The organism is Cellulosilyticum ruminicola JCM 14822, assembly GCF_001311925.1.
Lineage (GTDB): Bacteria > Bacillota > Clostridia > Lachnospirales > Cellulosilyticaceae > Cellulosilyticum > Cellulosilyticum ruminicola.
This window is the reverse complement of sequence record NZ_BBCG01000080.1, coordinates 1-12,237: the sequence shown is the minus strand read 5'-3', so window position 1 is coordinate 12,237 and position 12,237 is coordinate 1. Positions and strand designations below refer to the sequence as shown.

Sequence of the window (12,237 nt, the reverse complement as noted above, 5' to 3'; positions counted from 1 at the left end):
CGCCAATAAGGTCTTCATCTGATAAACTAAAGTTCTCTTTAAGAATAAGACGACCTACTAATACATTAACAGGAGAATTTGGTCTAGAAACTTCATCACTATAGAGCACTTCAAAACGTTCTTCATTAATGTTAGAAAAATATATTGATTAAAAGGGGTAGCCCAACTCTTCTCAAGATTTTTACGAAGACATTTAGGTAGATTAATTGTCGGATCCCCAAGATTAAGTTATTGGACTGTATTTTTACGAAACATAAAATTATCCCCTTTATTTTTTACTTAATTATACCATAATAATGTAAAGTAGTTTTAAAAACTAGCCTTTTTGTAGGCTAATCAACTTATTAATTACTTCATAAAAAAACATATTCTTACGAATATGTTTTACTTATGCTTTGTTATATAAATTTTAATCCCTATATAAAATATTCCTATAGCTAAAAACATTCCTATACAATCTGTCATCCAGTCTAAAAAATCACAAGACCTTCCTTCTATAAATAATTGTAACACTTCTGTTAATGCTGCATATAAAGCGACAATTATTATTACATACCATTCCTTTGGATATTTGTTATATTGATAATAATATTCGCAGTAAAAAACAAACACTAACCCTCCAAACATACTACAATGTACAAGCTTATCCATATAAGGAATTCCTACTGATGGTATGTCACTAGCAGGCATTAAAATAGCTACTAAAATTATAATTGCTACTATTATCGTAAACTTATATTTTTTTATAAATTGCACTTTAATCTCCTTATTTATTCTCTTCTTTTACCTTAGCGAATATCATACGTCCAGCAGACGTTTGAAGTACTGTGCTTACAAGTATATTAACAGTTTTTCCTACATATTTTTTGCCCTTTTCCACTACTATCATAGTTCCATCATTAAGATATGCAAGGCCTTGTTCTTGTTCTTTGCCTTCTTTAACAATCTGTACCTGTATTTCTTCATTAGGTAGCACAACTTGTTTGATGGCATTGGCAAGATCATTTATATTCAGTACAGATACCTTTTGAAACTTAGCTACTTTATTTAAATTAAAGTCATTTGTAACAACTTTCCCTTGTATCTGCTTGGCAAGCTTTAAAAGTTTGCTATCTACTTCTTCCATCTCACTATAATCAATATCTATTACTTCTACTGTATTTAATTTAGTATTTCTAATTTCATTTAAAATATCAAGTCCACGTCTCCCCCTATTTCTCTTAAGAGAATCAGAAGAATCTGCTATATGACGTAGTTCATCTAATACAAATGATGGAATAATTATTTTCCCTTCAATAAACCCTGTATTTATGATATCTAAAATCCTACCATCAATAATTACACTTGTATCTAAAATCTTTGCCGAACTGACATGTGCAAGAGCTTCTCCTTTTTTGCTAAGCCAACCTTTAATTTCTTCCTTCTTTAAATGAACAAGATAAATTCCAAAACATCCCAGCCCAATATATATAAGTAAAATAAACATCTCACTAATTCTATTATTACCTGATGTTTTAAACGCTGTACTTGCAAGATAAGCTACATATAAACCTATTCCAAGTCCTATAATGTACATTAATATTTCTTGCATAGGGTATTTACTAATACTCTTATCAATCTTTTCTACTAGATTCTTTGAAAGTGGCATACTTATTGTAAAAAACATAGTTAAAAATATCACCACAAATATAATAATCTGTTTGTTGGTATATATATGATTTAATTCACCCTCAATAGATTTTGGAATAAGTCCCATTACTTGTAATTCTGTAACACCTAATGCAATCAGTCCAGCTATTACTCCTGAAATAAGAATTCTAATAACCTGTTTCATAGCCTGCCTCTCTTCTTTTGTTATTTTTTACCGAGTGGTAAGTTAGGTACTGCATTTAATGTCATATCTGCTCTTGTTCCTTTGAGATATTCATAGTATGCTGCACACCCAATCATTGCTGCATTATCTGTACAAAGTTTAAGCCCTGGATAATATAATTTTTTACCTTCTTTTTGACATGCTGCTTCCATAGCACTACGAAGTCCTTGATTTGCTGATACTCCACCAGCTAAAGCAATCTTATCAATATTTTTCTTTTTAGCAAGTTGCATTGCTTTTTCTACGAGAACATCTACAACACTGGCTTGGAATGAAGCTGCAATATCTGCTACATTAATTTCTTCACCTTTCATTTTAGCGCCATTAATATGATTAAGTACCGCTGATTTCACGCCACTAAAGCTGAAATCATAACCTGAATCTTTCATTGCTCTTGGAAATTTGATTGCGTCTTTATTTCCTTCTTTAGCAAGCTTATCAATCTTAGGTCCACCTGGATAAGTAAGACCAATAGCTCTCGCTACTTTATCATAAGCTTCACCAGCTGCATCATCCCTTGTACGGCCCATAATCTCATAATTTGTATAGTCTTCCACATAAACTAAATTTGTATGTCCACCTGATACAACAAGGCATAAAAATGGTGGTTCTAAGTCTAAATGTTCAATATAGTTAGCTGAAATGTGTCCTTCAATATGATGTACACCTACTAATGGTTTGTTTTTAGCAAATGCAATAGCTTTAGCTGCTACTACACCTACAAGAAGCGCCCCAACTAATCCTGGTCCATATGTTACACCTACTACATCAATATCATCAAATGTCATGCCAGCAGTTTGAAGTGCATCTTCAATTACTAAATTGATTTTTTCTACGTGCATTCTAGATGCAATCTCTGGTACAACCCCGCCATATAATTCATGTAATGGAATTTGTGTTGAAATACTATTTGCAAGTACTTCTCTCCCATTTCTTACAACTGCTACTGATGTCTCGTCACATGATGTTTCAATAGCAAGTATTGTTACGTCTTTCATCTTTTGTTCCTCCACTGATTGTTATTTTTCGTCTTTCCAACTTTTAATTTTCCATTTTCCGTCTTCTTTAACTAGTGTATAAGTTCTTAAAATATCACTTTTATTTGTGCTATGTTTAACTTCTACTTGTGCCTCAGTGTCGCTGATTTTACCATCAATTTCTGGTTTAACAACTGTTTCAATTGAACTTTCTATTACAACAAGTGGTTTATCTATTTCTGCTACACGTTCTGCAATAATAGCTGCTATTTGTTTTTCTTTAGAATTAAGTTTTAAAAGTTCTTTAGAATATAATAATCTTATATCCTCTACATATTGATTAATATATTCATCCTTCATACTACTACAATATGCGTATCCTAAGAGTTCATTATAAACTTTTATTACTTCTTTAGCTGTAGCTGGATAATCTTCTTCAATATTTTCTTTTATATCTTTAAACCTTTTATCTACCTGAATAGCATTTGTTCTAACCTCACTCTTGATGCCAGGTCTTGCTTTTACATAAAAGAAATATGCAACACATATTGCAATCATAAAGACAATAATCCCAAACTTCCTCATAGACACCCTCCTCTAAACTTATTTCATTCCCCTATATTATTTTAGTACACTTTTATTATGGCTATGTCTACTATTTATCTTGAAAATCTATAGTTGTTACCATGCGGTCATAACCCGCTTTGGTATTTGGAAAAATCTTTTGTGCCCCTGTTGGTCAATATATGCATTTGGTACTGCTGGACTATAGTGTGTGAGCCATAGTTCTTTAGCACCTGTTTCTTTAGCAAGTGTTGCCGCTTCTGAAGCTAACATATGTTTATGTTTTTTTACTTGATCTAAGTAACTATCATCTGTATACATAGCTTCACAAATAAGTAAATCTGAATCTGTAATTAATTCTTTTAATGCCTCTGTTGGCCTACAGTCTGTAGCATAAGATACTTTGATACCTTTTCTAGCATCACCAAGTACCATATCTGGTGTATAGATTTGACCTTCAAAAGTTACACTATTGCCTTGTTGAAGTTGTTTCCATAGTTTTTGTGGTACATTATTCTTTCTTGCCTTTTCTACGATAAATTTAGGCATTCTTTGATTTTCAATAGTATAAGCAAAACATTTTACATTATGTGGCACAGGTTGTACTGTAATATGGAATTCTCCAACTTTTACAGTTTGTCTTTCATATGGTAATTCAATTAGATTAAGGCTAAATGCAATATCACGGCTTACTACAGTTAATCCTTCTACAACTTTACGAAGTCCTAGAGGTCCAATAATTGTAAGTGGTTCTGTTCTGCCTGTATTATTAAGCGTTAATAATAATCCTGGAAGTCCAGTTACATGATCTCCATGATAATGTGTAAAACAAATAACATCTAGAGTCTTATATCCCCATCCTAACATTCGCATCGTTACTTGTGTTCCTTCGCCACAATCTATTAAAAGTTTTCTGCCATTATATCTTGCTATCATTGCTGTTAAATAACGGTCTGGTAAAGGCAGCATGCCGCCTGTTCCGAGTAAACAAATGTCTAACATATTTTTATAATTCCTTTCTTTTCGCTACTCATATTATATCCTTTTATAGGCATTGTTACAATGTATAAGGAAAACTATGTACTTAGTAGTCAAATTATTCCCATTATAACTTATAAGCAAACGTATTTTATTAACTTATTTGTATACAAAAATAGACGCTACACTGCTATGCGTAGCGCCTATTTTTTATATTTCACCTGATGCTTTATATGCTGCACTTAATATTTCCATCTCTTCATCTGTGTAAACATATATATCTTCTACGAGACTTTCCTCCACAGGAATCTCAAAAGTAGAAATCCATTTATCAAAACACCTTTCACAAACATTAAACTTTTGTCTTGTTAAATCTTTATTCGAAAAGTATCCCCATTCTTTTTCAATGTGTAAATAATCCATAGTCACACCTTTTAAAGTTGTCTTAATAATTGGTTTACCACAACAATTACAATAGATTTCCTTCTTTGAACGATTCTCTAAACGTTCTACCTCATTCACCAAACTACACCCCCTAAGTGTACTCACACGTTACATCTCTTTATTTAACTTTTAAACCTTTTAAGCTATTTTATTTACATGTCTCATTTATTAAGCCTTTACAAAGGGTTAAGCCCTACTCCCATTATAAAACTTTCTCTCTAACAAGTACATTGGTAAATATTATATATTCTCTGTTGTTTTAAAATGAAGTTTACTAACGTTTACTAGTTCATGTTTACCAAAACGTGCCTTAAATTCTTTTGCCACCATAAGAGTTTGATTTCCCGCCCCTTTAGGAAATGTCATATTATAAGTATTTTTCATTTCCTCCATTTTCTTCACAAACTCGTTTCTAGCCAAGATACTTGCTGCCGCAACGACTACGTTCTCTTCACCTTTTGGACGTTGTTCTAACGTAATTTGCTTTCCCTTCTCCATTAGTGCATTTTTTATAAAACTTTCATTTCCAAATTGGTCAGAAAGTGCATATGGGCAATCTATCTTTTCTAGCATGTTTTCTATAACTCTTGCATGACCCCATGCCAGTAATTTGTTCAAATTGTTTATCTCTTGATACATTTTATTATAAGACTTATTTCCAATAATTACTATATTGTATGGGCAAGTTGTTTTAATTTTTGTAGCCAATAACTCTATCTTCTTATCCGAAAGTACCTTACTATCCATCACACCCATCTTTTTGAGTTCTATTTTCATTTGTGCATTAGCATAAACACCTGCTATAACTAGTGGCCCAAAATAATCTCCTTTCCCTGATTCATCTACACCGATGAGTGGATTTTCTAAAATATCTGTTGCAAATATTTTACCAGTTTTATTTTTCACTTTACTTTCTACTGGCTGACTTAAACTACTTGTACTATCTATATTTAAAATAGTTTCTTTTAATGCCTCATATTTTACAACTGATAAATCTACTTTAATGCCTTTTTTACTTTCATAAATTCTAACCTTAGAAACCATGTCACCCATTTCTACATCAAACTGTAAGCCATAATTAATCTCTTTATAATCGTAGACACCAATACCTTTTAATTCTAATACTCTGCGCATTTCTTCATACTTTTCAAATTTATTCATAAAAATCCTCTCTTAAATATCTATTTATTAATTCATCTACTAACTATATTTTATACTTTGATTGTACTCTAATTCAAAACTTCATATTTTACCATATTAGGTTTATTTATTTTAGCATAATTTTTTAAGTTGGAGACATACTAACTACGAGATAGTTATGATTCCTCCCCATTCCAATTATCTCACAACCCCAATATTATTTAAACAATTACTAACAGACATTTTTTTCCAGCGATAGACCCCTATCGCTATTTTTTATTGTTAAATTTCGCAAAATATAAAAGTGCTATTAGGATTTAATCATACTTACTTTAATCTAATAGCACTTTTACATTTCATTTAAATAACATAATTTTAATTAAACTGTTTTCTAATTACGTTGTAATTGATGGCAGGTTACCTAAATTATTGGACTCATCACCATCTGCTAAGGAACGAATATACTCACTACCATCTTTTGATGTCGCAACGCCTACATGGCATAACTTATTTTCTTTGGCCATTTGAATGGCTTCTTCTACTGAAATGTGTTGTCCTGAAGCTAATTCATATCCAACCACATCTCCACTGTGTTTAATAAGTTTAGTAATCTGCTGAGCATCTATGCTACCTTCGGATACAACCTTATTCACAACATCAGATAAAACTAGGTCTCCTTTATATTCGTCTGACATTCGCTACCTCCTCTTGGTAAAATTTATCATCTTACTTACTCACACTAGTAGTATTAAATAAACTTTAAATTTCTATTCAAAATATTATTTGACACATAAATTATCACGATTTTAAAAATTATCAAAAAATATTCGTTTTTTTCATCAAAAGTTAACACTTTGTTCAAATTTTAGTTTTATAGTAGTAAGTAGATTGAATTTATATCATATGTATCTATTTAAGGAGGATGAACACATTGATTGAAGTCACTAATTTAAACAAAGTATATGGCAAACATACTGCTGTAAACGACTTAAGTTTCACTGTAAAAGAAGGCCAAATCTTAGGCTTCTTAGGACCTAATGGTGCTGGAAAATCGACTACTATGAATATGCTGACAGGTTACCTTTCTTCAACATCTGGTACCATTAAAATAAATGGAATTGATATATTAGAAAATCCCATCAAAGCAAAAAAAATATTGGCTACCTACCTGAAATACCTCCACTATATCTAGATATGACAGTTAGTGAATATCTCTATTTTGTTGCTAAGCTAAAAAAAGTAAATATAAAAGCTTTAGATGAACACATTCAAAAGATTATTACACGTCTTAGTTTAGATAATGTTGCAGGCAGACTTATTAAACATCTTTCTAAAGGTTATAGACAAAGAGTTGGCCTTGGTGGCGCTCTTATCGGTTCCCCTAAAGTACTCATCTTAGATGAACCTACTGTTGGTCTTGATCCAAAACAAATCATAGAAATGCGTGAACTAATTATCGAACTCAGTAAAGAACATACTATTATTTTAAGTTCACATATCCTATCAGAAATTAGTGCCATTTGCGACCACGTTATGATCATCAATAAAGGCACTATTGTTGCTAGTGATACTACTGAAAACTTAGCAAACCTCTTTAATCCAACCTCTCAAATTACAATTCGTGTAGAAAAAGTAGATGATGATTTCTTAAGTGCGCTTAGTAGTATAGAAGAAGTTAATCAAATTCAAGATTTAGGTATTATTGAAGAAGGTACTCATGATATTTTAATTGAAACATCCAAAGATGTAGATATCCGTAAACAAGTCTTCAACCTTTGCTATGAAATGTATAATCCATTACTTATGATGCATTCCAAAGCTGTTTCTCTAGAAGATATCTTCTTAGAAGTTACTAAAAACGAACCAGTAACACCTCTTGAAGAAGAACAACCTTCTAGTTTTAAAAAATTTGGCAAAAAAAATAAGCATCCCTTAGGCATTACAACAAATCAGGAAGAAGGTATTCACAATGACAATATTGCTCAATAAAGAATTAAAATCTTATTTCACTTCACCAATTGGCTATGTATTTATGTGCTTTTTCTTACTTATATTTGGACTCTATTTTACAGCTATAAACGTTTTCCATCCAAACGGTAATTATACATATGTTATTTCTTCTCTTAGTAATATGCTCCTCTTCACTGTTCCTATCCTAACAATGCGATTACTTTCTGAAGAACGAAAAAACAGAACGGATCAGTTACTTATAACTGCACCAATCACTGTAACTTCTATTGTCCTTGGTAAATACTTAGCCGCTACAACATTATTACTCATTACATTAGCCATTACTTTTATTCACCCAATTTTATTAATGACATTAGGAACTATTCCTTTAGGCAGCATCTTATGTTCTTATCTTGGTTTCTTCTTATTAGGCTGTACCCTTATCTCTATAGGATTATTTATTTCAGCTCTTACAGAAAATCAAATCGTTGCTGCTATTGGTTCAATTGGTGCTTTTATGTTTCTCTTATTAGCTGATGGTATTGCTACACTTATTCCTACTTCACGTCTTGCATCTCTTGTATTCTTGCTTATAGTCATCGCCATAATATCTCTTATTATTTATAACGCGTAAAAGACATTTATATCAGTCTTTTTGTTGCCTTTATCAGTATCATTATTTCTTGTTTACTTTTCAATTTCAAAGGTGAACTATTTGATGGATTACCAACTAAATTCTTAAAATGGTTCTCTGTATATGGCCGCTTCGAATCTTTCTCTAATGGTTTATTAGATGTAAGTGCCATTATTTATTATTTATCTTTCATAGGCGTTTTTCTATTTTTAACAAAACAAGTTATTGAAAAACGTAGTTGGAACTAGGAGGATGCTACTATGAAAATTGTAAATCTTAATAATAAAAACATTAGATTTGGTGGTTATCAAACCATCGTAGCTGTCATTATCATCGCCATTGCTATTGCTGTTAACGTTATCTTTTCAGGCCTTAACCTCAAGTTAGACTTAACAGAAGAAAAATTCTTCTCTTTATCCCCTAAAACAGAAGAAGTCGTTAAAGGAGTTACTGATGATATTACACTTTATGTGCTAGAAGAGACTGGTACTGAGTCTTCTGCTTTCAAAGAAATCTTAGTGCGTTATGACAAATTAAATAGTCATGTTTCTTTAGTTTATAAAGACCCTATTCTTTATCCTCAATTTACACAAAAATATATTGATGAAAATACACCTAAAATTGATAATGGTTCAATCATTGTAGAAAATAATGTAACAGGTAAATTTAAAGTACTTACTCAGACAGATTTCTATTCATCTACTGGCTATGGTGAATCAGCTACACAATCTCTTGCCGTAGAAAATGCTGTAACCTCTGCTATTAGTTATGTAGTTTCTACTATAGAACACACACTTTATATCTCATCTGGCCATGGTGAACTTAATTTACCTAAAACACTTACTACTATCTTTAGTAAAACAAATATGCCTACACAAAATATTAGTTTATCAACTGAAGATTTAGGTGATCCTAGTACAAGTACTTTAATCATCTACTCACCTCACACAGATTTTAATGAAGTAGAATTTGATAAAATCACTAATTTCTTAGATGCTGGTGGTAAAGCTTTAATCTTTACTGATTATGATACACCGGAACTTAAGAATTTTAATGCACTTTTAAATTATTATGGTATAAAACATTCATCAGGTGCCGTTGTAGAGGCTGCTAGTAGTAATATGCTTTCTTCATATCCTACATACTTAATCCCTAACTACTCTGAACATGATATTACAAATAGCTTAATCACAAATAACTTCCTCTACTTCTCCCATTATCTTCAGCACTTAATAAAGCTGATAATGTACGTACAAGCGTTACTATTACACCACTTATTTCTACATCTGATGAAGCCTTCTTAAAAACTAACTTAGAAGGTGCTACTACAAATAAAACAGCTGATGATATTGCTGGACCTTTTGACCTTGCCTATGCTATTGAAGATAAGAACTCATTAAATAACGATAATGTAATTACTACAAGACTTGTTGTATTTGCTGATTCTTATTTCATTGATGAAACTAAAATGAATCTTTCTTCTACTGGTAATGAAACTTTCATTACTAACTGTTTAAACTGGTTACAAAATGATACATTAACAAGCTTTGAAATAGCAGGTAAGGCTTCTAATGACTATTCTCTTCCTGCAATGAGTACTACCAAATTCCTTGCATTCTCATGTATTGCTGTTGTAATTATTCCAGCAGTTGTCCTTATCTTAGGTATTATTGTTTTAGTAAGGAGGAAGAATCTTTAATGAAAAAAATAAATTTCTCTTCTTAATCACTATTATATTAGTTTTATTAGTCGGACTAGCTATCTTTGTACAAAACAAAAATACTGCTGACTCCGAAGAAGTATCTACTACAGATACTTCTTCCCATCCACAAAGTACTATAGAAGTAACTAATTATCCAAAAGACCAAATTAACAAACTTACAATCACTCAAGGAGCCACTGAACTTTCATTTATTCCTGATGGTGAAAACTGGTGCATAGAAAGTTTAAATAATCAAGCTGATTTAAATACTGCTGCGATTAAAGTGCTTTGTGATAACTTACTTACTTTAGACGCTTTCAAACAAATTGATGCAGCCAACATTGAGGACTTTGGTCTTAATACACCATCAAAAGTAATTACCTATACCTTTACAGATGGCTCTACCAAACGTATTCTTTTAGGTAATAATACCCCTGATGAACGTAGCGTTTACCTTATGCAAGAAGGAGATACAAAAGTCTTCCTTATTACAACTTCTATGGCAGATAGCTTTAAAGGTGATCTAACACTTTTTAGAACAACTGAATTAGATAAATTTGATACTGCTACAGTTACAGCTCTTAAAGCTTCTGGTAGGGATATTGACCCTTTAGAAGTTATTTTAAATGATGAAACAAGCACATATACTACTTCTTATCTTCTAAAGCTTAATGATGGTAGTAAGAGAGATATGAGTACAACTAACTTTGTAGAACTTCTTAAACTCATTCCATCTCCTATTACTATTGAGCATTTCGTAGCTGATGATGTAACTGATTTAAGTGCATATGGCTTAGACAATCCTACTTTAGATTTATCTATTGAAAATACTACAACTGAAGCCGATGAAACAACCAATGAACCTAAAGAAGTCGTTACAAAAATCCATTATTTATGGGGTAATACAACAGATGATGGACAAGTTTATTTTATGAAAGCAGACACTCAAAGCGTTTATAGTATGAGTAGTTCTTTCTTAGAACCACTCCTTAAAGATTTTAATCCATTCTACTTATCAGCTAAATTTACCCAGCTTATTAATATTGCTGATATTATTCAAATTGACATATCTCTTTCAAATCAAAACTATACGCTCAAAATAAACGGAGACACTTATATGCTTAATGACAAAAAGCTTTCTACTGAGGAATTTAAGTCACTCTATAAAAATATTATTGGTATTTCAGCTGATACTGAACTTAAAAATGCTGCACTATCTAGTACTACACCTATTGCAAGCTTTAGCTTTACTTCACCAGAAGGCGAAAAGTCAACTTATATGTATTTTGAGTATGATAAACAGTTTTATCAAACAGTTTTCAAAGGTATTGGTATAGTAGGCTGTAACATCAAACAATTTACTTACCTCAAAGACTGTTTAGATGCTGCTCTTGCCCAATAACTTTAGCAAAATAAAAGCTTTAACATCTTGATTTGATGTTAAAGCTTTTATTTTGCTAAATGATTTATTTAGGTTTAACACCATAACTTATATAATAAGATTTATTAGTAGGACTTAACTTATTCCAATCAAAGTCTTTATGATACATAACTGTGTTCCATATATATTGCTCTTCATTACTAGATAACTTAAATACACTTTCCTCATCATTATGCAATTTCTTACTTCCTTTATTTTCTCCTATTCCCTTAGATTGATTATTCCCTTTCGCTTCTACTCCATTTACTTTATCTCTTTCCTGCTTTTCTATATCTAATATGCCTCCTTTATACTTCTCCTCATTTCCTACATCTAATATACTTCTTCATCCTTTTCTTCATTTCCTACATCTAATATACTTCTTCATCCTTTTCTTCATTTCCTACATCTAATATACTTTCTTTATCCTTCTCCTCATTTCCTACATCTAATATACTTTCTTTATCCTTCTCCTCATTTCCTACATCTAATATACTTCTTTATCCTTCTCTCATTCTACATCTATATACTCTTTATCTTCTCTCATTCTACATC

The 12,237-nt window shown here is 31.4% G+C and carries 13 protein-coding genes and 1 pseudogene; 5 read left to right on the top strand and 9 right to left on the bottom strand.

The genetic code is table 11. The annotated features are described in order from the left end of the window. Nucleotides 1-384: 384 nt before the first annotated feature. The 8 genes from JCM14822_RS16675 to JCM14822_RS16640 all read right to left on the bottom strand — a co-directional run bounded on the left by JCM14822_RS16675 (nucleotide 385) and on the right by JCM14822_RS16640 (nucleotide 6,671). Nucleotides 385-756 (bottom strand): VanZ family protein, encoded by a 372-nt coding sequence (locus JCM14822_RS16675; RefSeq protein WP_054743553.1) that lies wholly within the window; start codon nucleotides 754-756, stop codon nucleotides 385-387. 10 nt (nucleotides 757-766) lie between these two features. Beyond that, nucleotides 767-1,834 (bottom strand): PIN/TRAM domain-containing protein, encoded by a 1,068-nt coding sequence (locus tag JCM14822_RS16670; RefSeq protein WP_054743551.1) that lies wholly within the window; start codon nucleotides 1,832-1,834, stop codon nucleotides 767-769. Between the two features lie 20 nt (nucleotides 1,835-1,854). Further along, nucleotides 1,855-2,871: a tRNA (adenosine(37)-N6)-threonylcarbamoyltransferase complex transferase subunit TsaD gene (gene tsaD / locus JCM14822_RS16665; RefSeq protein WP_054743549.1), complete on the bottom strand. Its 1,017-nt coding sequence runs from the start codon at nucleotides 2,869-2,871 to the stop codon at nucleotides 1,855-1,857. A gap of 21 nt (nucleotides 2,872-2,892) precedes the next feature. After that, nucleotides 2,893-3,435 carry a DUF6715 family protein gene (locus JCM14822_RS16660; protein WP_054743548.1) on the bottom strand — a complete coding sequence of 181 codons (543 nt, stop codon included), beginning with the start codon at nucleotides 3,433-3,435 and terminating at the stop codon, nucleotides 2,893-2,895. A gap of 96 nt (nucleotides 3,436-3,531) precedes the next feature. Then, nucleotides 3,532-4,416, bottom strand: coding sequence for a ribonuclease Z (locus tag JCM14822_RS16655; RefSeq protein WP_306307374.1), 885 nt, complete (start codon nucleotides 4,414-4,416; stop codon nucleotides 3,532-3,534). A 186-nt stretch (nucleotides 4,417-4,602) separates the two neighbouring features. After that, nucleotides 4,603-4,914 carry a hypothetical protein gene (locus JCM14822_RS16650; protein ID WP_054743547.1) on the bottom strand — a complete coding sequence of 104 codons (312 nt, stop codon included), beginning with the start codon at nucleotides 4,912-4,914 and terminating at the stop codon, nucleotides 4,603-4,605. 162 nt (nucleotides 4,915-5,076) lie between these two features. Further along, nucleotides 5,077-5,997, bottom strand: coding sequence for a ribonuclease HIII (rnhC, locus tag JCM14822_RS16645; RefSeq protein WP_083461528.1), 921 nt, complete (start codon nucleotides 5,995-5,997; stop codon nucleotides 5,077-5,079). 374 nt (nucleotides 5,998-6,371) lie between these two features. Further along, nucleotides 6,372-6,671 carry a DUF3892 domain-containing protein gene (locus JCM14822_RS16640; RefSeq protein WP_054743546.1) on the bottom strand — a complete coding sequence of 100 codons (300 nt, stop codon included), beginning with the start codon at nucleotides 6,669-6,671 and terminating at the stop codon, nucleotides 6,372-6,374. 236 nt (nucleotides 6,672-6,907) lie between these two features. Between JCM14822_RS16640 and JCM14822_RS16635 the strand changes: the two are divergent. From JCM14822_RS16635 to JCM14822_RS16615, 5 genes and pseudogenes are all read left to right on the top strand, one after another. Continuing rightward, nucleotides 6,908-7,965: pseudogene (locus JCM14822_RS16635) on the top strand (ABC transporter ATP-binding protein). Then, nucleotides 7,946-8,560 (top strand): ABC transporter permease, encoded by a 615-nt coding sequence (locus JCM14822_RS16630; protein WP_054743545.1) that lies wholly within the window; start codon nucleotides 7,946-7,948, stop codon nucleotides 8,558-8,560. Before JCM14822_RS16635 ends, JCM14822_RS16630 begins: the two are co-directional and overlap by 20 nt. Before the next feature lie 260 nt (nucleotides 8,561-8,820). Next, nucleotides 8,821-9,864: a Gldg family protein gene (locus JCM14822_RS16625; RefSeq protein ID WP_054743542.1), complete on the top strand. Its 1,044-nt coding sequence runs from the start codon at nucleotides 8,821-8,823 to the stop codon at nucleotides 9,862-9,864. Between the two features lie 164 nt (nucleotides 9,865-10,028). Further along, nucleotides 10,029-10,259 (top strand): hypothetical protein, encoded by a 231-nt coding sequence (locus JCM14822_RS16620; RefSeq protein ID WP_054743540.1) that lies wholly within the window; start codon nucleotides 10,029-10,031, stop codon nucleotides 10,257-10,259. Continuing rightward, the gene (locus tag JCM14822_RS16615; RefSeq protein WP_083461527.1) at nucleotides 10,252-11,664 is read left to right on the top strand and encodes a DUF4340 domain-containing protein; all 1,413 of its coding nucleotides are present in this window, start codon (nucleotides 10,252-10,254) and stop codon (nucleotides 11,662-11,664) included. Before JCM14822_RS16620 ends, JCM14822_RS16615 begins: the two co-directional genes overlap by 8 nt. A gap of 64 nt (nucleotides 11,665-11,728) precedes the next feature. Here the strand turns inward: JCM14822_RS16615 and JCM14822_RS20625 are convergent, their stop codons facing one another. Beyond that, nucleotides 11,729-11,881, bottom strand: a complete 153-nt coding sequence (locus JCM14822_RS20625) for a hypothetical protein (RefSeq protein ID WP_157047843.1) — start codon at nucleotides 11,879-11,881, stop codon at nucleotides 11,729-11,731. Between the last annotated feature and the right edge of the window lie 356 nt (nucleotides 11,882-12,237).